We start from the raw sequence: 22078 nt of genomic DNA, 5'->3' as shown, positions 1-22078 counted from the left end.
CCATGCGAGCAGCGAGCTTAACGCGGCCAGGGCCTGCCTGCAGGCTGTTTACCAGTGCAGGTAGAACATGGCCTTGGCCAGCAGCGCGATGGCCAGCACATGGAAGAACACGCTCAGGTGCAGGCGGTGCGAGCGGCGCCCGCCCAGCACACCGCGCCGGCGCCACCACATGGCCGCCAGAAAATGCCCGAACACGCTGAACGCCAGCATGATCTTGAGCGCCAGCAGCAGGCCGAAGCTGCTGGCCAGCGGAGCGGCAAAGGCGGCAGCCAGCGCAGCGCGGTGCTGCCAGGCCAGGCCCAGCCCCGCGCCGTACAGCACCATCAGCACCCAGGGCATGACGGCCACTGCGCGGTCGCCCAGCGCCTGCTCGGTGGCGCGCGCCACGGCGGCGGGCAGGTGGCGACGCGCCCCGGCCAGCAGCACGACTTCGAAGAACACCGTGCCGGCAAAGGCAATGGCCGCCAGCAGGTGCAGGGTCAGCAACAGTCCGTAGCTCATGCGCGGCTCCTGTGCGACAGCGACAGCGGCAGGGGCAGGGACAGAGGAAGGGATGCGGAAGCCGGCAGCAGATCGGCCAGCGTGAAGCCGTCCAGATGGGCCATGAAGCTGTCCAGCGCCCCGCCCAGCACGCCGGCCAGCCGGCAGTCCTGCGCAAGCGTGCAGGCCGGCGGGCTGGTGCCCGTGAAGCATTCGACGATGGCAAGGTCCGGCTCCATGCCGCGCACCACGTCGCCCAGGCCGATGTCGGCCGGCGCATGGGCCAGGCGCATGCCGCCGCCCTTGCCGCGCACGGTGACGATCCAGCCGCGCAGCGCCAGCTGGTGCGTGACCTTCATGAGGTGGGCTTCGGAGATGGCATGGGCCTGGGCGATCTCGGCAATCGTGCACAGCCGCCCGGGGTGGCGCGCCACATGCATGAGCAGGCGCAGCGCGTAGTCGGTCATCAGGGTCAGGCGCATGGCAGGTCTGCTCTCATGCCTGCCGGTCGGCACGCGGGCGCACCAGCAGGGGGGCGAAACGCCACAGGTACAGCGCAAAGGCCAGTACCCAGGCAGCGGCCGAGGCATGCAGCGCCGCCAGCGACAGCACCGTGGGCAGCAGGGCCGCCAGGCGCAGGACGACAGCGGCAATGACCAGGGCATAGGCGGCGACGATGCTGCGGTCGGTGCGCAGCGGCAGGCCCAGGTGGCCCATCGACGTCCGTGTGCACATGCCGATGATGAGCAGGGCAAAGCCGCCCGCACCGATCACATGCACGGGCCAGGCGGGGCGCAGCACCCATCCGGCTGCATGTGCGCCGGCCACCAGCAGACCCGCACCCAGCGCCGCGTGGCCCAGGTAGAGAATCCACAGCAGCGGCACGCGGCGCACGGCCTGGGGCTTCCAGGCCAGCACCTGCCACAGGGCGATCAGGCCCGCCACGGCCAGGCCGGCGGCCAGGCCCGGCCACCAGCCCGCCAGCAGGCAGGCGATAGCCACCACGCCAGCGGCCAGCTGCCACTGGCCGCTGGCCGTGTGCATGGGGATCTGCAGGCCGGTCACAGCGCGCATGGCGAAGAAGGGGATCACGCGCCGCGCGATCAGCAGCGCGATCACGGCCATGCACAGCAGGCCTGCGTTGAAGCGCTGCATGAGCGCGCCGTAGTCGCCTTGCCAGATGGACCACAGGTACAGCGCATCGGCCACGCCCAGGCCCGCCAGCAGCAGGGGCAGCCCGTAGTTGCGCCGGCTGCGCGCCACCTGGATGGCACGGCCCAGCGCCAGCGCGGCCCAGCAGAAGAAGGCCGTCTCGCACAGCGCGGCGACCGCAAAGGCCTGCGGCCCCGGCAGCAAGAAGCCTGCGCGGGCCACCAGCCACAGCAGGCACAGCGCGCCCAATGCCCGGCCCTGCAGGGGGTTGCGCCCTGTCCAGTTGCTGCCTGCCGTGAACAGAAAGCCCACGGCAATGGTGGCCACGAAGGCCCACAGCATCTCGTGCGCATGCCAGAACACGCCGGGCATGCGCCCCGCGATCCACTGCGGCGCATGGACCCACAGCGCCACCGACAGTGCAGCCCAAAGGCAGCCCAGCAGGTACAGCGGCCGGAATCCCAGCTCCAGGAAAGCCTTCCATTGCGGAGCCTCCCGGGTTCGCAGGGGTTCCTCCAGTTCCAGCCATTGCGCCATGATGTCCACTCCTTCCGGCCCGCCGTGCGCCTGCATAAGATGTATTCAGCGTACATCTTCAGGCGCGCGGGCGGGGCCGCTGCGGCACCACCTTCTGACCCACATCAAGCAGGAGCCAAGCATGGCACTCGAACACGCAAAGCCACTGGATGTCATCGCCCTGCACGCCCGCGACGGCATGCACATCAGCACCAGCCTGATCAGGACCCCGCAGCTGCAGCTGCTTCGGCTGGTGCTGCCGCCCGGCCATGCACTGCCGCGCCACCAGGTGCCGGGCGAGGCCACCATCCATTGCCTGGCGGGCGAAGCCGGCATCGCCACGCGCGTGGCCAGCCTGCGGCTGGTGGCCGGCTCGGTGGTGCTGGTGCCCGCTGGCGAGCCCCATGACGTGCACGCCCGGGGCGAACAGGGCTGCGTGCTGCTGGTGACCGTGACAATGCAGCCGCCCCCCGCCTGAGTGACTGGAGCATGTGGCCCGGGCGTCCTGAACAACGGCAGGCTTTTCAGCAGCACAAAGAAAAACGGACTGCTCCTTGCGAAGCAGTCCGTAATTTTTTACTGAATTTGGTGGCCTGGGACGGAATCGAACCGCCGACACAAGGATTTTCAATCCTCTGCTCTACCGACTGAGCTACCGGGCCGAGAACTAGATTATATGCAGGATTTTTTGGCCCAAAAACGAAAAAGCCAAAATTCCTTCAAAAAGTCTATCCGCGCTTGTTGCGGCCCAGGTCCACGCCCAGCTGGCGCAGCTTGCGGTACAGGTGGGTGCGCTCCAGGCCGGTCTTCTCGGCCACGCGTGTCATGGAGCCGCCTTCGCGTGCCAGGTGGAATTCGAAGTAGGCCTTCTCGAAGCCGTCGCGCGCCTCGCGCAGCGGGCGGTCCAGGTCGAACCCCTGGTGTGCATGCGGCACGTTGTTGTCCACCGGCACGCGGCTGGCCGCAGGCGCGACCACGGCCGCAGTGTCCGGCTCGACCACCGCCACGGGTGCTGCAGCCGGTGCCTGGCTGGCGGCGTTGCGCGCCAGGCCCTGCTCCACGGCCTTGAGCAGCTTTTGCATGGTGATGGGCTTTTCGAGGAAGGACAGTGCGCCGATGCGCGTGGCCTCCACGGCCGTCTCGATGGTGGCGTGGCCGCTCATCATGATCACGGGCATGGTCAGCAGGCCTGCCGAGGCCCATTCCTTGAGCAGCGATACGCCATCGGTGTCGGGCATCCAGATGTCGAGAAGCACGAGGTCGTAGGTGTTGGAGGCGCGCGCCGAGCGTGCCTGACCGGCGTTCTCGGCCACGTCCACACTATGACCTTCGTCGTTGAGGATTTCCGACAACAAATCCCGGATCCCCAGTTCGTCGTCGACCACCAGTATGTTTGCCATGTGTCTTAAGCCTATGTGCTGAGGCGCGGGGCGTCAGGCCTATCCTGTGCGCTCAGGCGCAAATGATAGCGACACTTGTGCGCCTTGAATCACCCCGTCATCCACCCTGTTGCCCAGGTCGATGCGGGCGCCATGCTCGTCTGCGATTTTCTTGACCACGGCCAGGCCCAGGCCGGTGCCTCGCACCTTGGTCGTGACGTAGGGCTCGAAGGCCCGTTGAAGGATGTTGGCGGCAAAGCCCGTGCCGCTGTCACTGATGCTCAGGCGCACGCGGCGCGTGGACTCGTTCCAGCGCGTCTCTAGGGTCACGGGGCCGGGGGGCTGGCCGCTTTCCTGCGCGCGCTGGGCCGTGGCGTCCTGGGCGTTCTGCAAAAGATTGTGAATGACCTGGCGCAGCTGCTGGCCATCGCCGGAAATCGGCGGGCACTGCGGGTCCAGCGCGCAGTCCACGCGCACTTCGGCATTCTCTTCCCCATACAGCTGGAGCACATCGGTGACCAGCGCGTTGAGGTCCAGCGACTGCAGGTTGGCGGCGGGAAGGCGCGCGTAGTCACGGAATTCATCGACCAGGCGCTTCATGGCGCCGACCTGATCGACGATGGTCTTGACGGACTTGGCCAGCAGCGCCTGGTCAGCCGGCTGCAGCTTGTCGGTCAGCCGCATGGCCATGCGCTCGGCCGACAGCTGGATGGGCGTGAGCGGGTTCTTGATCTCGTGGGCCACGCGGCGCGCCACCTCGCCCCAGGCCTGGGCACGCTGGGCCGAGACGATTTCCGAGATGTCGTCGAAGACCAGCAGGCGCTGCGCATCGGGCAGTTCTGCACCGCGCATGACCAGGGTGGTGGTGTGCTGGATGACGCCGCCATCGGTGGAGGCATGCAGCTCATGCACCAGTTGCCAGCGATCGCGCCCCTGCTCGCCCAGGAAGAGCGCGAACTGCTCCTGCACGACTTCGCCGAACTGCTCCAGCCCCGGCACCTGGGACAGCAGCCGGCCTTCATGGACCGCCATGGGCGCGCGCAAAATGCGCGTGGCGCCGGGATTGCTCAGCACGATGGCGCCCCGCGCGTCCAGCACGATGACGCCCGAGGTGAGGTTGTCGAGGATGGTCTGCAGGTTGCCGCGCGCCGCATCGAGCTGGCCCATGCTGCGGTTGGCTTCGGCGCGGGCGTCGGCCAGTTGCTGGGTCATCAGCGCAAAGGAGCGCGTGAGCCCGCCGATCTCGTCGCGCGTCTGCAGCGCGGGCTTGGGCCGCAGGTCGCCACGCGCCACGTCGCGCATGCCCTGGGCCAGCAGCAGCAGCGGCCGGGCCAACTGGTTGCCCAGCACGATGGCCAGCACCACGGCGCCGAACACGGCCAGGAACAGGCTGAGCGTGAGCGTGCCTATGTACATGCGCTGCAGGCCCGCGCGTGCCAGCGCGCGTTCCTGGTATTCGCGGTTGGCGGCCTGCACTGCCAGGGCATTGGTCACCAGGGCCTGCGGCAGCGCGATGGTGGCCTGCAGGTAGCGCGGCTCGGCCAGCAGGCCCACGCTGGGGTTGGGCACCAGGGCCAGGGTGCGGACCTGGGCGCCGGGCGCGGTGGCACCGGGCTGGGCCGTGCCGTCGTCGTCCAGGCCTTCGATGCTGGCCACGGCGCGCTGCTCGCGCAGCGAGCGCAGCATTTGCGCGCTGGGGCGTTCGGGCTGCAGGTTGAACCGCGACTGGCCTGCGCTGGCCACCGCGCGCAAGCCAGCCAGCTCGCCACTGCGCGGCACCGGCGCCGGACCCACGACGGCGATTTCGGAGGCGCTCCACAACACGACATCGGTGGCACCCAACTGGTCGCGCACGCGCTCCAGGATCAGTGCCGCGCCCGCGTCGGAGACCTGGGTCAGCTGGGCGCCTGCGGTGCGCGTGTTGTTGGCCATGTCATTGGCCACGGTCTCCAGCGTGGCACTGGCCAGGCTGACGCCTGCCGACAGCGCGCCCTCGACCTGCACGTCGAACCAGCTTTCGATGGAGCGCGAGACGAACTGGTAGGAGACGATGTAGATCAGCAGGCCCGGCACCAGGCCCACCAGCGTGAAGATGCCGGCCAGCTTGAGCAGCAGGCGGCTGCCGAAGCGCCCGCGCTGCAGCCGTATGGCCAGGCGGATGCCGCCCCAGACCAGGATGGCCAGCAGCAGGCCGGCCACGACCACATTGGCGGCGAACAGCCAGTTGTAGTTGCGTTCGTAGTCCAGGCGATTGTTGGTGGCCAGGGTGAGCAGGAACAGCAGCAGCACGCCGACCAGGCCCATGAGGCCGGCGCCCACGCCCACCGCCCAGCGCGTGCCGCGCGACAGGCCGGCCGAGGCCGGCAGGGCCCCGCGTTCGTCGTCGGCTGCGGCCCTGCTCATGGGGCGTCTTCCAGCATCTGGGTGCGCGACAGCTGCAGGTTCCAGCCCGAGCGGCCCAGCGCGCCGATCTGCAGCGGCCTTGGCAGTTGGGACAGGTCGATGCGAAAGCGCAGTTGCACCGATACGCCCGATTGCGTGGGCGCCGTATCCATGATCTTCCAGCGCGAGATGCGCTGCATGGAGGCCAGCGCATCGTCCAGGCTTTCGAAGGTCTGGCCCAGCGCCAGCCCCAGGCCGCTGCTGGAGAACGGAGTGCTGGAGATGTGCAGGCGCCAGCGGCGCGTCAGCGGCTGGTGGCTGAGGCGGTAGTGGCGGCTGGCGGTGGCCAGTTGCTGATCGGACCAGTACCAGCGCTCGCGCTGGATCTGGGCATCGGCCACGAAGTACATGGGAATGCCCTGGCGCAGCGCATCGTCGATCTGGTAGGGCAGCTCGAAATGGAGGTTGGTCGACAGCAGCAGGCCGTCGTCGGAGCGATCGAGCTGCATGGGGCCGATCTCGGCCGTCAGGGCATCGGCCCTGGCCTGCAGGCCCAGGCCCGCCAGCACGCCGGCCAGCAGCAGCGCCCCGGCCAGCCGCGCCAGCAGGCGCAGCCAGGCTGGCGACCAGGCCCGATGGGGGAGGTCAGCGCGTCTTTTGCAGCAAGGCGTAGAAGAAGCCGTCGTGGTCACCCAAAGCATTGTCAGCCAGCATGCCGGCTTTGTCGGCGTTGCCCGGGATTAAATGCCCCGGTGCCGCCAGGGTTCGCGCCTCACTGTTGCGTGTAACAAACGCTTGAACCTGTGCCTCGCCCTCCTCCCTGAAGACCGAACAGGTGCAGTAGAGCAGGCGTCCACCGGGCTGCAGCAGGGGCCACAGGGTGTCCAGCAGGCGCGCCTGGATCTCGGCCAGTTGGCGCACATCGCTTTCACGGCGCAGCCAGCGCACGTCGGGCTGGCGCCGCACGATGCCCGAGGCCGTGCAGGGTGCGTCCAGCAAGATGGCGTCGAACCGCTGGCCGCCGCATTGCGCATCGAACCACTGGTCGGGCCGGGATGCGTCGGCCACCACCACGCGGGCCTGCAAGTGCAGCCGCCCCAGCGTGTCTGCGATGCGCGCGGCACGCTCGGCATCTATCTCCAGCGCCGTGACCTCCAGGGTCTGCGGGGCGGCGTACTCCAGCAGGTGGGCCGTCTTGCCGCCCGGGGCGGCGCAGGCATCGAGCACACGCAGCGCGCGGCCGGCGGGCTGCTCCAGCCCCTGCAGCAGCAACGGTGCGGCCAGTTGCGCAGCCGCATCCTGCACCGAGGCCAGGCCCTCGTCGAAGCCCGGCAGGGACTGCACCGGCAGGGCCTGCTGCAGTTGCAGGCCGCTGTCGGCCACGGCAAGGGAAGGCACGTCCATGGCCTGCAGCGCCGCCTGGTAGGACTGGCGGTCCGTTTGCTGGCGGTTGACGCGCAGCGTCATCGGCGGCTGTTCATTGTTGGCCTGCAGGATGGCCTGCCAATGCACGGGATGGTCCTTGCGCAGGCGGGCAATCCACCAGGCGGGATGGTTCCAGACGGCCTGCGGCTGGTCGTCGGTGGCTGCGACCAGGGCATTGCGCTCGCGCAGAAAGCGACGCAGGCAGGCGTTGACGAAACCGGACTGGGCGCGCGTCGGCCCCTGCTTGGCCGCCTCCACCGTCTGGTTGACCAGGGTAAATGGGGGGTACGGCGCCCGGGATTCATCCCAGGCCAGGGCCAGGGCCGTGTTCAGCAATGCGCTGACGCGGGGTGGCGGATTGCGCGAGGCCAGCTGCCTTTGCAGCGCCTGGGCACGGCCCAACTGGCGCAGCACCTGGAACAGCAGCGCCTGGACGCCGGGGCGCAGCGGCTGCGCCACGCGCGCCAGCACACTGCGGCTGGACTGGCCTTCAAGCACGGACTGCAGGCATTGGGCGACGGCATCGAGCTGCTGCCACAGGGCCGGTCCTTGCGAGGGCGCCGCAGCGCGGCGCGGGGAAGAATGCGTGCGTTGGTTCATGTTCCACTTTCCTGTGCCTTGCTGGCCACAGGTTCGATCAGCAGGCTGCGCACCGGGCGAAAGCCCAGCAGCCAGGCCAGCAGCCTGGCCGGATATTGCGCGATGGCGGCGTTGTAGCGCTCGGCCGCGGCATTGAATTGCTGCAGTCCCAGGCGGTTGCGCACCTGGTGCTCGGTCCAGCGCTGCTGCCACGGCTGCAGCGGATCGGGGTCCGGCGATGGGGCGTCTGGTGGCGCAGCACCGGTGACTGCGGCGCCGGCACCGGTATCAACGGCGACCTTGGTCATGGCCTGCCAGGCCACGTCCAGCGCCGAACAGGCGTGCTCCAGCGAGGCCAGCGCGGTCTCGCGCAGCGGCCGGCCACGGGCATCGACCAGGGCCGCCTGCAGCTGTGCGGCGGTCTGGTGCAGTGCGGCCTGTGCATGCACAAGGGCGGGACTTTGGCCTTCGGCCTTGGGCTGGGCCTCGAAGGCCTGCAGCATCGCATGCCACTGGCCCAGGTGGGCATCGAGCGCGCCGAACTGCTGCACGCAGCCGCTGCGCAGCCGGGCCAGCCGGCTGTATGCGCCAACGGCCCAGAACACGAGCAGGGCCAGCAGCATCCATTCAAGAGACAAGGACCACATCGTCTGCAATGGCCCGGCCGGAGGCTGGTCCGGCCGAACCCTGGTTATTCCCAAAAGAAAAACGCTCCCGCCTGCGCAGGGCAGGCCGGGAGCGTCGCGTCACTTCACGGGCTCGCTCTCGCTCGCCCGGGCGTGTCAGTCGGCAGAGCCGTCACCGGCGACAGCGATGGCACCGATGTCGTCCTCGGCCGTCACACCTGCCAGTTCGGCGGCTTCGGCGTCGGCGATGGCACGGCGCTCTGCGTCGTCCATGGCGTCCTTGGCCTTGCGTGCCTGATGGTAGGCCAGACCCGTACCAGCGGGGATCAGGCGACCCACGATGACGTTTTCCTTCAGGCCACGCAGCTCGTCGCGCTTGCCCATGATGGCAGCCTCGGTGAGCACGCGGGTCGTTTCCTGGAACGACGCGGCGGAGATGAAGGAGTCGGTCGACAGCGAGGCCTTGGTAATACCCAGCAGCACGTTGGAGTACGTGGCGGGGATCTTGCCTTCGCGCTGCAGGGCCTCGTTGGTATTGAGGATTTCCGAGCGCTCGACCTGCTCGCCAGCGATGTAGGTCGAATCGCCGGTGTTCTCGACCACGACGCGGCGCAGCATCTGGCGAACGATCACCTCGATGTGCTTGTCATTGATCTTCACACCCTGCAGGCGGTAGACGTCCTGCACTTCATCGACGATGTAGCGCGACAGCTCCTCGATGCCCAGCAGGCGCAGGATGTCCTGCGGATCGGCGGGGCCGTCGACGATGGACTCGCCCTTGTTGACCACCTGGCCTTCGTGCACCAGGATGTTCTTTTCCTTGGGCACGAGTTCTTCCCAGACCTTGCCATCCAGATCGGTGATCTGCATGCGCACCTTGCCCTTGGTTTCCTTGCCGAAGGAGATGGTGCCGGTCATCTCGGCCAGCGTGCCCTTGTCCTTGGGCGTACGGGCTTCGAACAGCTCGGCCACACGGGGCAGACCGCCGGTAATGTCGCGGGTCTTCTGGCCTTCGACAGGGATACGGGCCAGCACTTCGCCGGGGCCCACGTCCTGGCCGTCACGCACCTGGATCAGAGCGCCGACCTGGAAGCCGATCGTCACCGAGTGGTCGGTGCCGGGGATCTTGACTTCCTGGTTGTTGGCATCGATCAGCTTGACCTGGGGACGCACGACCTTGGCAGAGCCACGGCGCTTGGGATCGATCACCACCAGCGTGGACAGGCCGGTCACTTCATCGACCTGCTTGGCCACGGTCAGGCCCTCTTCCACATTCTCGAAGCGCACCTGGCCGGCGTACTCGGTAATGATGGGTCGGGTCAGCGGATCCCAGTTGGCCAGGATCAGACCGGCCTTGACCTGCTGGTCGGGCCTGACGGTCAGCACGGCACCATAAGGCACCTTGTGGCGCTCACGCTCGCGACCGTTGTCGCTGATGACGATTTCGCCCGAACGCGAAATCACGACCAGCTCACCCTTGGTGTTGCTGACGTAGCGCATCGTGCTGTTGAAGCTGATGGAGCCGTTGGACTTGGCTTCCACGCTCGATGCGATGGCAGCGCGCGAAGCGGCACCACCGATGTGGAAGGTACGCATCGTCAGCTGCGTGCCGGGCTCGCCGATGGACTGGGCGGCGATCACACCCACGGCTTCGCCGAGGTTGATCTGGCCGCCGCGGCCCAGGTCGCGGCCGTAGCACTTGGCGCACAGGCCGTAGCGGGTCTCGCAGTTCAGCGCCGTACGGACCTTGATCTCGTCCACGCCCTGCGATTCCAGCTCGTCGATCACGTCTTCGTTGAGCAGCGTGCCTGCGGACAGCAGGACAGCCAGCGTCTCGGGATGCACGACGTCCTCGGCCGTGGTGCGGCCCAGCACGCGGTCGCGCAGCGACTCGATCACTTCACCGCCTTCGACGATGGCGCGCATCAGTGCGCCATTGGTCGTGCCGCAATCGTCCTCGTTGACCACCAGATCCTGCGTCACGTCCACCAGGCGACGCGTCAGGTAGCCGGAGTTGGCCGTCTTCAACGCCGTGTCGGCCAGACCCTTTCGGGCGCCGTGGGTGGAGATGAAGTACTGCAGAACGTTCAGGCCTTCACGGAAGTTCGCCGTAATGGGCGTCTCGATGATGGAGCCGTCAGGCTTGGCCATCAGGCCACGCATGCCGGCCAGCTGGCGGATCTGCGCGGCCGAGCCGCGGGCGCCGGAGTCGGCCATCATGTAAATGGCGTTGAACGATTCCTGCTCGACTTCGTTGCCGTGGCGGTCGATGACCTTTTCCTTGGCCAGCTGGGCCATCATGACCTTGGAGACTTCGTCGCCGGCCTTGCCCCAGATGTCCACCACCTTGTTGTAGCGCTCGCCAGAGGTCACGAGACCGGAGACGTACTGCTGCTCGATCTCCTTCACCTCGGCTTCGGCACGGCCGATGATCTCGGCCTTTTGCGGCGGCACCAGCATGTCGCCGATGGCGATCGAGATACCGGCGTGCGTGGACAGGCGGAAGCCGTTTTGCAGCAGCTTGTCAGCGAAGACCACCGTGGCCTTGAGACCGCACTTGCGGAACGAGGCGTTGATGAGCTTGGAGATTTCCTTCTTCTTGAGCGCCTTGTTCATGTGGCTGAACGGCAGGCCCTTGGGAAGGATCTCGGACATCAGGGCGCGGCCCACGGTGGTTTCCACCAGGCCGGTCGAAGGCTCGAACTCGCCGGAGTCCTTGTTCTTGGTCCACTCGGTCAGACGCACGCTGATCTTGGCGGCCAGTTCGACCTGGTCGGAGTCCAGCGCGCGCTGCACTTCACCGATGTCGGCGAAGATCATGCCTTCGCCCTTGCCGTTGATGCGCTCGCGCGTTGCGTGGTACAGACCCAGCACCACGTCCTGCGAAGGAACGATGGAGGGCTCGCCCGATGCGGGGAACAGCACGTTGTTGGAGGCCAGCATCAGCGTGCGGGCTTCCATCTGTGCTTCCACCGACAGCGGAACGTGGACAGCCATCTGGTCACCGTCGAAGTCGGCGTTGAAGGCCGCGCAGACGAGCGGGTGCAGCTGGATGGCCTTGCCTTCGATCAGGATGGGCTCGAAGGCCTGGATGCCCAGGCGGTGCAGCGTGGGAGCACGGTTCAGCATGACCGGGTGCTCCTTGATGACCTCTTCGAGGATGTCCCACACCACGGGCGTGCCGGATTCGACTTCCTTCTTCGCCGCCTTGATGGTGGTGGCGATGCCGCGCTGCTCGAGCTGCGCGAAGATGAAGGGCTTGAACAGTTCCAGCGCCATCAGCTTGGGCAGGCCGCACTGGTGCAGCTTGAGGTACGGACCCACCGTGATCACGGAACGGCCCGAGTAGTCCACGCGCTTGCCCAGCAAGTTCTGGCGGAAACGACCGCTCTTGCCCTTGATCATGTCGGCCAGCGACTTCAGGGCACGCTTGTTGGCGCCCGTCATGGCCTTGCCACGGCGGCCGTTGTCCAGCAGCGAGTCCACGGCTTCCTGCAGCATGCGCTTTTCGTTGCGCGCGATGATTTCCGGAGCCTTCAGCTCCAGCAGGCGGCGCAGACGCGAGTTGCGGTTGATGACGCGGCGGTACAGGTCGTTCAGGTCGGACGTTGCAAAGCGGCCGCCGTCCAGCGGCACCAGCGGACGCAGGTCCGGGGGCAGCACGGGCAGCACTTCCATGACCATCCAGCCCGGCTTGATGCCGGACTTCTTGAACGCTTCCAGCAGCTTCAGGCGCTTGGCGTTCTTCTTGACCTTGACTTCGGAGCCGGTCAGATCGCCGCGCAGACGCTCGGTCTCGACATCGATGTCGATGCCTTCGAGCAGGTCCTTGATGCCTTCGGCGCCCATCTTGGCTTCGAACTCGTCACCATATTCGGTGCGCTTGGCCTCGTAATCGTCCTCGGTCATGATGCTGAACTTCTTCAGCGGGGTCATGCCGGGGTCGGTCACCACGTAGGCTTCGAAGTACAGCACGCGTTCGATGTCGCGCAGCGTCATGTCGAGCACCAGGCCCAGACGCGACGGCAGCGACTTCAGGAACCAGATGTGGGCGCAAGGCGCAGCCAGATCGATGTGGCCCATGCGCTCGCGGCGCACCTTGGTCTGGGTCACTTCGACGCCGCACTTCTCGCAGATCACACCGCGGTGCTTGAGGCGCTTGTACTTGCCGCACAGGCACTCGTAGTCCTTGATGGGGCCAAAGATCTTGGCGCAGAACAGACCATCGCGCTCGGGCTTGAACGTGCGGTAGTTGATGGTCTCGGGCTTCTTCACCTCGCCGAAGGACCAGGAACGGATCTTCTCGGGAGAAGCCAGACCGATCTTGATGGCATCGAAATGCTCATCAGGCGTGAATTGCTTGAACAGGTCGAGTAGAGATTTCATAAGACTCTTTCCCTTTTCAATATTTAAGAACGCTCAAGCTCGATGTCGAGGCCCAGGGAGCGGATTTCCTTGACCAGCACGTTGAACGACTCGGGCATGCCTGCCTCGATGGCGTGCTCGCCCTTGACGATGGATTCGTACACCTTGGTACGGCCCACCACGTCGTCGGACTTCACGGTCAGCATTTCCTGCAGCACATAGGCGGCGCCGTAAGCTTCCAGCGCCCACACTTCCATTTCCCCGAAACGCTGGCCACCGAACTGGGCCTTGCCGCCCAGCGGCTGCTGCGTCACCAGAGAGTACGGACCCGTGGAGCGGGCGTGCATCTTGTCGTCCACCAAGTGGTGCAGCTTCAGGTAATGCATGTAGCCGATGGTGGTCGGACGCTCGAAGCGGTCGCCGGTGCGGCCGTCATACAGGTAGGCCTGCGTGCGCGACTCGGTCAGCCCCTTGCGCTGGGCCAGCTCCTCCGGATATGCCAGATGCAGCATGTCCTGGATTTCCTGCTCGGAAGCGCCATCGAACACCGGCGTGGCAAACGGCACGCCCGTGGTCAGCGCCTGCGCCATGGACACGATCTCCTTGTCCTCGAGCTGCGTCAGGTCTTCCTTGCGGCCGCGCGAGTTGTAGATCTCTTCCATGAAGGAGCGGATCTCGGCAGCGCGGGCTTCCTGCTGCAGCATGTCGCCGATGCGCTGGCCCAGGCCCTTGCCGGCCCAGCCCAGATGCACTTCCAGCACCTGGCCGATGTTCATACGCGAAGGCACGCCCAGCGGGTTCAGCACGATGTCGGCAGTGGAGCCGTCGGCCATGTAGGGCATGTCCTCGACCGGAACGATCTTGGAGACCACGCCCTTGTTGCCGTGGCGGCCGGCCATCTTGTCGCCGGGTTGCAGGCGGCGCTTGACAGCCAGGTAGACCTTGACCATCTTGAGCACGCCAGCGGGCAGCTCGTCGCCCTGGGTGAGCTTCTTGCGCTTTTCTTCAAAAGCCAGGTCGAAGCTGTGGCGCGTCTGCTCCAGCGAGTTCTTGATGGACTCGAGCTGGGTGGCGACTTCGTCCTCTGCAGGACGGATGTCGAACCAGTGGAACTTCTCCACGCCGTCCAGGTACGCCTTGTCGATCTTGGCACCCTTGGCCAGCTTCTGCGGGCCGCCGTTGGCCACGCGGCCATTGAGCAGCTTTTCGATACGGTCGAAGGCGTCGGCCTCGACGATGCGCAGCTGGTCGTTCAGGTCCAGGCGGTAGCGCTTGAGCTCATCGTCGATGATCTGCTGGGCGCGCTTGTCACGCTGGATGCCTTCACGGGTGAAGACCTGCACGTCGATCACAGTGCCTTGCGAGCCCTGGTCCACGCGCAGCGAAGTGTCCTTCACGTCGGAAGCCTTCTCGCCGAAGATGGCGCGCAGCAGCTTCTCTTCAGGCGTCAGCGTGGTCTCGCCCTTGGGCGTGACCTTGCCGACCAGCACATCGCCGGGCTGCACTTCCGCACCCACGTAGATGATGCCGGACTCGTCCAGGCGGTTGAGCTGCTGCTCGGACAGGTTCGGGATGTCGCGCGTGATTTCCTCGGCACCGAGCTTGGTGTCGCGGGCCATCACCACGAGTTCTTCGATGTGGATCGAGGTGTAGCGGTCCTCGGCCACCACGCGCTCGTTGATCAGGATCGAATCCTCGAAGTTGTAGCCGTTCCAGGGCATGAACGCGATCAGCATGTTCTGACCGATGGCGATTTCGCCCAGGTCGGTCGATGCGCCGTCGGCCACCACATCACCCTTGGCCAGCTTGTCGCCACGCTTGACGATGGGACGCTGGTGGATGTTCGTGTTCTGGTTGGAACGCTGGTACTTGATGAGGTTGTAGATGTCCACGCCGACTTCGCCGGCCACGGCTTCAGCGTCGTTCACGCGGACCACGATGCGGGTTGCATCGACATAGTCCACGATACCGCCGCGGGTAGCCGTCACCACGGTGCCGGAGTCCACTGCCGCCACGCGCTCGATGCCCGTGCCCACCATGGGCTTTTCGGGACGCAGCACAGGCACGGCCTGACGCGACATGTTGGCGCCCATCAATGCGCGGTTCGCGTCATCGTGCTCCAGGAACGGAATCAGCGAGGCAGCCACCGACACGATCTGTGCGGGCGACACGTCCATGTACTGAACGCGCTCGGCCGACACCAGGGTCGAATCACCCTTTTCGCGGGCCGACACCAGGTCGCCGGTCAGGCGGCCTTCGGCATCCAGATCGGCATTGGCCTGGGCGATGATGTACTTGCCTTCCTCGATGGCCGACAGGTAGTCGATCTCCATCGTGACCTTGCCGTCCGCCACCCGGCGGTACGGCGTCTCGATGAAGCCGTACTCGTTCAGGCGGGCGTACAGGGCCAGCGAGTTGATCAGGCCGATGTTCGGGCCTTCAGGCGTTTCGATGGGGCAGACGCGGCCGTAGTGGGTCACGTGCACGTCGCGCACTTCGAAGCCCGCACGCTCGCGGGTCAGACCGCCCGGGCCCAGGGCCGAGACGCGACGCTTGTGCGTGATTTCGGCCAGAGGGTTGGTCTGGTCCATGAACTGCGACAGCTGCGACGCACCGAAGAATTCCTTCAGGGCGGCCGAAATCGGCTTGCTGTTGATCAGGTCATGGGGCATCAGCGGCTCTTGCTCGGCCTGGCCCAGACGCTCCTTCACAGCCTTCTCGATACGTGCCAGGCCCGTGCGGTACTGGTTCTCGGCCAGTTCGCCCACGCAACGCACGCGGCGGTTGCCCAGGTGGTCGATATCGTCGACTTCACCCTTGCCGTTGCGCAGATCCACCAGGATCTTGACCACGGCCAGGATGTCCTCGTTGGACAGCACCATGGGGCCGGTGGCGCCATCGCGGCCGACCTTGGCGTTGAACTTCATGCGGCCCACGCGCGACAGATCGTAGGTGTCGGCGTTGTAGAACAGGCGCTGGAACAGGGCCTGGACGGCGTCTTCGGTCGGCGGCTCGCCGGGGCGCATCATGCGGTAGATGGCCACGCGTGCGGCGAACTCGTCCACGGTTTCGTCGGTGCGCAGGGTCTGCGAGATGTAGGCGCCCTGGTCCAGCTCATTCGTGTAGATGCACTGCAGATCCTGGATGCCGGCGCTGCGCAGCTTCTTGAGCAGGGACTCGGTCAGCTCTTCGTTGGCCTTGGCGATGATCTCGCCCGTATCCGGATCGACGATGTTCTTGGCGACCACACGGCCGATCAGGAAATCTTCGGGGACGCTGATGAACTTGGTGCCCGACTGCTCCAGCTCACGCGTGTGGCGAGCGGTGACGCGCTTGTCCTTGGCGACCACGACCTTGCCCGACTTGTCGGTAATGTCGAAGCGCGCAACTTCGCCGCGCAGGCGCTCGGAGACGAACTCCATCTGCGCGCCCGAATCCATGAGGCGGAAGTTGTCGTTGACGAAGAAGTTGGCCAGGATCGATTCCGGCGTCAGGCCGATGGCCTTCAGCAGAATGGACACGGGCATCTTGCGGCGACGGTCGACGCGGAAGAACAGCAGGTCCTTGGGGTCGAACTCGAAGTCCAGCCACGAGCCGCGGTAAGGAATGATGCGTGCCGAGAACAGCAGCTTGCCCGAGCTGTGGGTCTTGCCCTTGTCGTGCTCGAAGAACACGCCGGGCGAGCGGTGCAGCTGCGAGACGATGACGCGCTCGGTGCCGTTGATGATGAACGAGCCCTTTTCGGTCATCAGGGGCACTTCGCCCATGTAGACCTCTTGCTCCTTGACTTCCTTGACCACCTTGGACTGCGAGGTCGAAGACTCACGGTCATAGATGATCAGCTGGACCTTGGCGCGCACGGCGGAGGCGAACGTCAGACCACGGGTCTGGCACTCGCGCACATCGAAAGCAGGCTTGGCGAGGTTGTACTCGACGAACTTCATCTCCACAAAACCGTTGTGGGAGACGATGGGGAAGGCGGAGTTGAAGGCCGCTTGCAGGCCTTCGATGGTGCGTTTTTTGGGGGCTACATCTGACTGCAAGAATGCGGTATATGCATCTTTTTGCATCTGCAGCAGGTAAGGCACTTCGAGCACGCTGTCGCGGCTCCCGAAGCTTTTGCGGATTCGCTTGCGTTCGGTGTAAGAATAGGCCATGAGATCTCCGGGCAAAGACATGAGTCCTGGGTCTGCGACGACTGCCCCACATGGAAAGCTCCCTGCGGGCTTGGCGGTTGGCCACTACCAACCATGGCTGACGGCGATGCGTTGCACATCGCCCGAACCAAGGCATCTTCTGCTGTCGGGTTGTCAGAAGACACTAAAAAACAGACTGTGCTGACTGCTTTTTAGTGTGCTCTATGGATCAGCGCTCCACAAGCGCCAAAGGCTGGAGGCCCTTTTTCGGAGCCTCCAGCCCTTGAGGGGACTGAATTACTTCAGTTCAGCCTTGGCACCGGCTTCCACCAGCTTCTTCACAGCGGCTTCAGCGTCAGCCTTGGCAACGCCTTCCTTGACGTTCTTGGGAGCGCCGTCGACCAGGTCCTTGGCTTCCTTCAGACCCAGGCCGGTGATTTCACGCACGGCCTTGATGACGGAAACCTTGTTCGCGCCGGCTTCGGTCAGCACAACGTTGAACTCGGTCTTTTCTTCTGCAGCAGCAGCGCCGCCAGCAGCGCCGCCAGCAGCGGGAGCAGCCATAGCGGCAGCGCTCACGCCAAACTTCTCTTCAATGGCCTTCACCAGGTCATTGAGTTCCAGGACCGTCATGCCGTCGAGCGCGGTCAGAAATGCGTCTTTATCGAATGCCATTTTGATTTCCTAACAATATTGGTTAACTGCCGCGCGCTCAGGCTGCGACTGCTTCGGCTGCCGGTTCTTCGGCAGAGCCTTCGCTCTTCTTTGCCGCCAGGGCGCCCAGCACAACGGCCGTACGCGAGATAGGCGACATCAGCAAGCCACACAGTTGTGCCAGCAGAACTTCCTTCGAGGGGATGTTCGCCAGTTGCTTCACACCGTTCACGTCCAGGGCCTTGCCTGCAAACGCACCACCGCGGATCACCAGCTTGTCGTTGGTTTTCGCGAAGTCGGCCACCACCTTGGCGGCGGCCACTGCGTCTTCAGAGAAGCCATAGATCAGAGGGCCGGTCATCTGGTCGGCGACAACGTCAAACTGGCTGCCAGCCACAGCACGGCGGGCCAGCGTGTTCTTCAACACGCTCAGGCTCACACCCTTGCTGCGAGCATCAGAACGCAGTTTGGTCATGTCGGCGACCGTGATGCCGCGGTATTCCGCGATCACAAGCGTTTGAGCTTTTGCGGCGAGGCTGGTCACTTCATTGATGACCGCTTCTTTCTCACTGCGATTAAGACTCAAGGTCTACTCCTTCAAATGCGCACTCGGGGCAAGCCCCTCATGCGCGCTCTTGTTGCAGCGACCAACTGTTTTGGAAATGCATCCATCTGCAGCGGGATCGCCATCTGCGTTGGCCCCGGGGGTTTAAGTGCCGCAAGGCACACCAACGGTCTTGGATGACCCGGCGCATCGCTGCACCGGCCCACCACTGAGACACCCCGGAAGGTGTCTCAAGATTTCTTGGCTATCAGGCCGAGATGGTCTGCGTGTCGACGCGAACGCCCACACCCATGGTCGACGAAACAGCGACCTTGCGCAGGTACAGGCCCTTGCTCGAAGCGGGCTTGGACTTGTTCAGGGCGTCGATCAGCGCAGCCAGGTTGCCTTGCAGCTTCTCGTTGTCGAACGAGCGGCGGCCGATGGTGGCGTGGATGATGCCGGCCTTGTCGACGCGGTATTGCACCTGACCAGCCTTGGCGTTCTTCACAGCCGTGGCCACATCGGGAGTCACCGTGCCAACCTTGGGGTTGGGCATCAGGCCGCGCGGGCCCAGGATCTGGCCCAGCGTACCGACGACGCGCATGGCGTCGGGGGCAGCGATGACCACGTCGAAGGGCATGTCGCCAGCCTTCACGCGGGCAGCCAGGTCGTCCATGCCGACCACGTCGGCGCCGGCAGCCTTGGCTTCTTCAGCCTTGGCGCCTTGGGCGAACACGGCCACGCGGGCAATCTTGCCGGTACCATGGGGCAGCACGACAGCGCCGCGAACCACTTGGTCAGACTTCTTGGCGTCCACGCCCAGTTGCACGGCCACGTCGATGGATTCATCGAACTTGGCGGTGGCAGCGTCCTTCACCAGCGCGACTGCGTCAGCGAAAGCGTACAGCTTGGTGGACTCCACCTTGCCCTGGAGAGCCTTTTGCTTCTTGGTCAACTTGGCCATTTACACGCCCTCCACAATCACGCCCATCGAGCGAGCCGAACCAGCCAGCGTGCGCACGGCGGCGTCAACGTCAGCAGCGTTCATGTCCTTCAGCTTGGTGTTGGCGATCTCTTCCAGCTGAGCGCGGGTGATCTTGCCGACCTTGTTCTTCAGGGGGTTGGAAGAACCCTTGTCCAGCTTGATGGCCTTCTTGATCAGCACAGTCGCCGGAGGCGTCTTGATGATGAAGGTGAAGCTCTTGTCCGCGAAGGCCGTGATGACCACGGGCAGGGGCAGGCCGGGCTCGACACCTTGGGTCTGGGCGTTGAACGCCTTGCAGAATTCCATGATGTTGAGGCCGCGCTGACCCAGCGCAGGACCGATCGGAGGAGAGGGATTGGCCTTACCAGCTGGCACTTGCAGCTTGATGAAGCCGACGATTTTCTTCGCCATTGAATGCTCCTTGCGGGTATAGCGCCGCCGGCCCAACCAACAATAGTTGCAGCCGACAGCTCCCCGGGGGTTAAAAGACTCTTGTGAGAACGCCCTGCACCAAGCCTAAAAATGCAGAGCCAGAGATTGTAAGCGGTAACTCAGGTTTTTTCAACCTGGGCAAATTCAAGCTCGACCGGCGTGGAACGACCGAAGATCATCACGGAGACGCGCAGACGGCTCTTCTCGTAGTTGACCTCTTCGACGGAACCATTGAAGTCCGTGAACGGACCTTCCTTGACACGCACCAGCTCGCCGGGCATGAACTCGACCTTGTGGCGCGGCTTTTCCGTGCCTTCCTGCATCTGGCTGACGATCTTGCGCACTTCCTCTTCGGAGATGGGCGCAGGACGGTTCTTGGCACCGCCCACGAAACCCGTCACCTTGCTGGTGTGCTTGACCAGGTGCCAGGTATCGTCGTCCATGACCATCTCGACGAACACGTAGCCAGGGAACAGACGGCGCTCGGTGGTGCGGCGTTGGCCATTCTTCATTTCCACCACTTCTTCAGTGGGGACAAGAATGCGACCGAACTTGGACTGCATGTCAGAGCGCGCGATGCGCTCGATGATGTTGCGCTCAACCGCCTTTTCCATGCCGGAGTAGGCATGGACGATGTACCAGCGCAGATCCGGATTGGCAGGCGCTGCCCCTCCGTCGTTCACACCTGTTTCGACAGCATCCATTACTTCCTCCAGCCCAAAATCAGGTCGTACAAGACCCACTCAAGCGTCTTGTCCGTGAACCACAGGAACAAGGCCATGATGACGACAAAGCCGAAGACGTACAAGGTCATCTGCATGGTTTCCTTGCGCGTCGGCCAGACGACCTTCTTGACTTCGCGCCAGGCATCCTGGGCAAAGCTCACGAAACGCTTGCCGGGCTCGGAAACAAGGAACGTGCCAGCAGCTGCAGCCAAGCCGACCAGCAGCACCAGCCACTGGACGATGGGCCCTTGCTTGCTCAGCAGATAGAAACCTGCGATCGCAGCAACGACTAAAGCCGCGACTGCGGCAAGCTTGGCTTTGTCAGCTCCGGAGCTGACCGTTTCAACCTGAGTAGTGGCCATAATCCATTTCTAATGCGCATCTTTTGCGCAACGCCAAGACACCGAAGCCCGCTTTGGGGCGGGCTCGTTGCGATTCCACCATCAGGTGGCAGGGGCAGTAGGAATCGAACCTACAACCTTCGGTTTTGGAGACCGACGCTCTGCCAATTGAGCTATACCCCTACGAATCAATTAGGCAATGATCTTGGCAACCACGCCAGCGCCCACGGTACGGCCACCTTCGCGGATAGCGAAGCGCAGACCTTCTTCCATGGCGATGGGGGCGATCAGCTTGACGGTGATCGACACGTTGTCGCCAGGCATCACCATTTCCTTGTCGGCGGGCAGCTCGATGGAGCCGGTCACGTCGGTCGTACGGAAATAGAACTGGGGACGGTAGTTGTTGAAGAACGGAGTGTGGCGACCACCTTCGTCCTTGGACAGCACGTACACCTCAGCCGTGAAGTGGGTGTGGGGCTTGATGGAGCCGGGCTTGCACAGCACTTGGCCGCGTTCCACGTCTTCACGCTTGGTGCCGCGCAGCAGCAGGCCCACGTTGTCGCCAGCCTGGCCTTGGTCCAGCAGCTTGCGGAACATTTCCACGCCGGTGACGATGGTCTTCTGGGTGTCGCGGATACCGACGATTTCGATTTCTTCGCCGACCTTGATGATGCCGCGCTCGATACGGCCAGTCACCACGGTGCCACGGCCAGAGATCGAGAACACGTCTTCCACGGGCATTGCGAAGGCACCGTCCACAGCGCGCTCGGGCGTGGGGATGTAGCTGTCCAGGGCTTCAGCCAGGCGCAGGATGGCGGGTTCACCCTTGTCGGACTGGTCGCCTTCCAGGGCCAGCTTGGCCGAGCCGCGGATGATGGGGGTGTCGTCGCCGGGGAAGTCGTACTTGGCAAGCAGCTCGCGCACTTCCATTTCGACCAGTTCCAGCAGCTCTTCGTCGTCCACCATGTCGCACTTGTTCAGGAACACGATGATGTAGGGCACGCCCACCTGACGGGCCAGCAGGATGTGCTCGCGGGTCTGGGGCATGGGGCCGTCAGCGGCCGAGCACACCAGGATGGCGCCGTCCATTTGAGCAGCGCCGGTGATCATGTTCTTGACGTAGTCGGCGTGGCCGGGGCAGTCAACGTGAGCGTAGTGGCGACCGGCCGTTTCGTACTCGACGTGGGCGGTGTTGATCGTGATGCCGCGCGCCTTTTCTTCAGGTGCTGCGTCGATCTGGTCGTAAGCCTTGGCTTCGCCGCCGAACTTCTTGGACAGAACGGTAGCGATAGCAGCCGTCAGGGTCGTCTTGCCGTGGTCCACGTGACCGATGGTGCCAACGTTGACGTGCGGCTTG

General features: G+C 64.7%; 18 protein-coding genes and 2 tRNA genes. 1 reads left to right on the top strand and 19 read right to left on the bottom strand.

Annotation, left to right across the window (positions count from 1 at the left end; translation table 11 throughout):
• Nucleotides 1–48 precede the first annotated feature (48 nt).
• The 3 genes from A9976_RS03220 to A9976_RS03210 are packed head-to-tail and all read right to left on the bottom strand — an operon-like array spanning nucleotide 49 to nucleotide 2169.
• Nucleotides 49–501 (bottom strand): CopD family copper resistance protein, encoded by a 453-nt coding sequence (locus A9976_RS03220; protein WP_183017783.1) that lies wholly within the window; start codon nucleotides 499–501, stop codon nucleotides 49–51.
• The gene (locus tag A9976_RS03215) at nucleotides 498–962 is read right to left on the bottom strand and encodes an Rrf2 family transcriptional regulator (RefSeq protein ID WP_183017782.1); all 465 of its coding nucleotides are present in this window, start codon (nucleotides 960–962) and stop codon (nucleotides 498–500) included. The genes A9976_RS03220 and A9976_RS03215 overlap by 4 nt, the downstream gene beginning before the upstream one ends.
• Nucleotides 963–975: 13 nt before the next feature.
• A complete protein-coding gene (locus A9976_RS03210) occupies nucleotides 976–2169 on the bottom strand; it encodes an NnrS family protein (RefSeq protein ID WP_183017781.1) in 1194 nt (397 codons plus the stop codon).
• Nucleotides 2170–2290: 121 nt separating this feature from the next.
• Here A9976_RS03210 and A9976_RS03205 point away from each other — a divergent pair, with 121 nt between their 5' ends.
• Nucleotides 2291–2626: a cupin domain-containing protein gene (locus A9976_RS03205; RefSeq protein ID WP_065346883.1), complete on the top strand. Its 336-nt coding sequence runs from the start codon at nucleotides 2291–2293 to the stop codon at nucleotides 2624–2626.
• Between the two features lie 108 nt (nucleotides 2627–2734).
• Here A9976_RS03205 and A9976_RS03200 read toward each other — a convergent pair.
• The 16 genes from A9976_RS03200 to tuf form a co-directional block, all read right to left on the bottom strand.
• Nucleotides 2735–2810, bottom strand: a tRNA-Phe gene (locus A9976_RS03200).
• Between the two features lie 66 nt (nucleotides 2811–2876).
• On the bottom strand, nucleotides 2877–3548 hold the full coding sequence (locus A9976_RS03195; RefSeq protein ID WP_183017780.1) for a response regulator: 672 nt from the start codon (nucleotides 3546–3548) through the stop codon (nucleotides 2877–2879).
• A gap of 39 nt (nucleotides 3549–3587) precedes the next feature.
• Nucleotides 3588–5930 (bottom strand): ATP-binding protein, encoded by a 2343-nt coding sequence (locus A9976_RS03190; protein WP_183017779.1) that lies wholly within the window; start codon nucleotides 5928–5930, stop codon nucleotides 3588–3590.
• Nucleotides 5927–6610 (bottom strand): DUF4390 domain-containing protein, encoded by a 684-nt coding sequence (locus A9976_RS03185; RefSeq protein ID WP_259649090.1) that lies wholly within the window; start codon nucleotides 6608–6610, stop codon nucleotides 5927–5929. The genes A9976_RS03190 and A9976_RS03185 overlap by 4 nt, the downstream gene beginning before the upstream one ends.
• Nucleotides 6555–7934 (bottom strand): 16S rRNA (cytosine(967)-C(5))-methyltransferase RsmB, encoded by a 1380-nt coding sequence (rsmB, locus tag A9976_RS03180; protein WP_183017778.1) that lies wholly within the window; start codon nucleotides 7932–7934, stop codon nucleotides 6555–6557. The genes A9976_RS03185 and rsmB overlap by 56 nt, the downstream gene beginning before the upstream one ends.
• Nucleotides 7931–8560, bottom strand: coding sequence for a LemA protein (locus A9976_RS03175; protein ID WP_183017777.1), 630 nt, complete (start codon nucleotides 8558–8560; stop codon nucleotides 7931–7933). The genes rsmB and A9976_RS03175 overlap by 4 nt, the downstream gene beginning before the upstream one ends.
• 135 nt (nucleotides 8561–8695) lie before the next feature.
• Complete coding sequence (gene rpoC, locus A9976_RS03170) at nucleotides 8696–12925, bottom strand: DNA-directed RNA polymerase subunit beta' (protein WP_183017776.1); 4230 nt, start codon at nucleotides 12923–12925, stop codon at nucleotides 8696–8698.
• A gap of 23 nt (nucleotides 12926–12948) precedes the next feature.
• Nucleotides 12949–17061, bottom strand: coding sequence for a DNA-directed RNA polymerase subunit beta (rpoB, locus tag A9976_RS03165; RefSeq protein WP_183017775.1), 4113 nt, complete (start codon nucleotides 17059–17061; stop codon nucleotides 12949–12951).
• 276 nt (nucleotides 17062–17337) lie between these two features.
• Nucleotides 17338–17715 carry a 50S ribosomal protein L7/L12 gene (gene rplL, locus A9976_RS03160; RefSeq protein WP_012202441.1) on the bottom strand — a complete coding sequence of 126 codons (378 nt, stop codon included), beginning with the start codon at nucleotides 17713–17715 and terminating at the stop codon, nucleotides 17338–17340.
• 37 nt (nucleotides 17716–17752) lie between these two features.
• Nucleotides 17753–18280 carry a 50S ribosomal protein L10 gene (rplJ, locus tag A9976_RS03155; protein ID WP_012202440.1) on the bottom strand — a complete coding sequence of 176 codons (528 nt, stop codon included), beginning with the start codon at nucleotides 18278–18280 and terminating at the stop codon, nucleotides 17753–17755.
• Nucleotides 18281–18506: 226 nt separating this feature from the next.
• Complete coding sequence (gene rplA / locus A9976_RS03150) at nucleotides 18507–19202, bottom strand: 50S ribosomal protein L1 (protein WP_013800271.1); 696 nt, start codon at nucleotides 19200–19202, stop codon at nucleotides 18507–18509.
• Entirely contained in the window at nucleotides 19203–19634 is a 432-nt protein-coding gene (gene rplK, locus A9976_RS03145; protein WP_012202438.1) for a 50S ribosomal protein L11, read from the bottom strand. It abuts the gene before it with no gap.
• Nucleotides 19635–19774: 140 nt separating this feature from the next.
• Nucleotides 19775–20359, bottom strand: coding sequence for a transcription termination/antitermination protein NusG (gene nusG / locus A9976_RS03140; protein ID WP_012202437.1), 585 nt, complete (start codon nucleotides 20357–20359; stop codon nucleotides 19775–19777).
• On the bottom strand, nucleotides 20359–20742 hold the full coding sequence (secE, locus tag A9976_RS03135; protein WP_012202436.1) for a preprotein translocase subunit SecE: 384 nt from the start codon (nucleotides 20740–20742) through the stop codon (nucleotides 20359–20361). The genes nusG and secE overlap by 1 nt, the downstream gene beginning before the upstream one ends.
• Nucleotides 20743–20828: 86 nt before the next feature.
• Nucleotides 20829–20904, bottom strand: a tRNA-Trp gene (locus A9976_RS03130).
• A gap of 9 nt (nucleotides 20905–20913) precedes the next feature.
• Nucleotides 20914–22078 (bottom strand): elongation factor Tu (gene tuf / locus A9976_RS03125; protein WP_220808491.1); only part of this gene is annotated, 1165 nt, incomplete at its 5' end.

The organism is Delftia sp. UME58, from assembly GCF_014170385.1.
Lineage (GTDB): Bacteria > Pseudomonadota > Gammaproteobacteria > Burkholderiales > Burkholderiaceae_C > Comamonas > Comamonas acidovorans.
Note: the sequence above shows the minus strand (reverse complement) of the source record. Positions and strands in the feature narration are given on the sequence as shown.

Excerpts from the sequence above, each read along its gene's own strand:
- rplA (WP_013800271.1), bottom strand. The coding sequence starts at position 19,202 with ATGGCCAAGTTGACCAAGAAGCAAAAGGCTCTCCAGGGCAAGGTGGAG.
- A9976_RS03205 (WP_065346883.1), top strand. The coding sequence starts at position 2,291 with ATGGCACTCGAACACGCAAAGCCACTGGATGTCATCGCCCTGCACGCC.
- secE (WP_012202436.1), bottom strand. The coding sequence starts at position 20,742 with ATGGCCACTACTCAGGTTGAAACGGTCAGCTCCGGAGCTGACAAAGCC.
- rsmB (WP_183017778.1), bottom strand. The coding sequence starts at position 7,934 with ATGAACCAACGCACGCATTCTTCCCCGCGCCGCGCTGCGGCGCCCTCG.
- A9976_RS03175 (WP_183017777.1), bottom strand. The coding sequence starts at position 8,560 with ATGTGGTCCTTGTCTCTTGAATGGATGCTGCTGGCCCTGCTCGTGTTC.
- A9976_RS03210 (WP_183017781.1), bottom strand. The coding sequence starts at position 2,169 with ATGGCGCAATGGCTGGAACTGGAGGAACCCCTGCGAACCCGGGAGGCT.
- A9976_RS03190 (WP_183017779.1), bottom strand. The coding sequence starts at position 5,930 with ATGAGCAGGGCCGCAGCCGACGACGAACGCGGGGCCCTGCCGGCCTCG.
- rpoB (WP_183017775.1), bottom strand. The coding sequence starts at position 17,061 with ATGGCCTATTCTTACACCGAACGCAAGCGAATCCGCAAAAGCTTCGGG.
- A9976_RS03215 (WP_183017782.1), bottom strand. The coding sequence starts at position 962 with ATGCGCCTGACCCTGATGACCGACTACGCGCTGCGCCTGCTCATGCAT.
- rplK (WP_012202438.1), bottom strand. The coding sequence starts at position 19,634 with ATGGCGAAGAAAATCGTCGGCTTCATCAAGCTGCAAGTGCCAGCTGGT.
- rpoC (WP_183017776.1), bottom strand. The coding sequence starts at position 12,925 with ATGAAATCTCTACTCGACCTGTTCAAGCAATTCACGCCTGATGAGCAT.
- A9976_RS03220 (WP_183017783.1), bottom strand. The coding sequence starts at position 501 with ATGAGCTACGGACTGTTGCTGACCCTGCACCTGCTGGCGGCCATTGCC.
- A9976_RS03185 (WP_259649090.1), bottom strand. The coding sequence starts at position 6,610 with ATGCTTTGGGTGACCACGACGGCTTCTTCTACGCCTTGCTGCAAAAGA.
- rplL (WP_012202441.1), bottom strand. The coding sequence starts at position 17,715 with ATGGCATTCGATAAAGACGCATTTCTGACCGCGCTCGACGGCATGACG.
- nusG (WP_012202437.1), bottom strand. The coding sequence starts at position 20,359 with ATGGATGCTGTCGAAACAGGTGTGAACGACGGAGGGGCAGCGCCTGCC.
- A9976_RS03195 (WP_183017780.1), bottom strand. The coding sequence starts at position 3,548 with ATGGCAAACATACTGGTGGTCGACGACGAACTGGGGATCCGGGATTTG.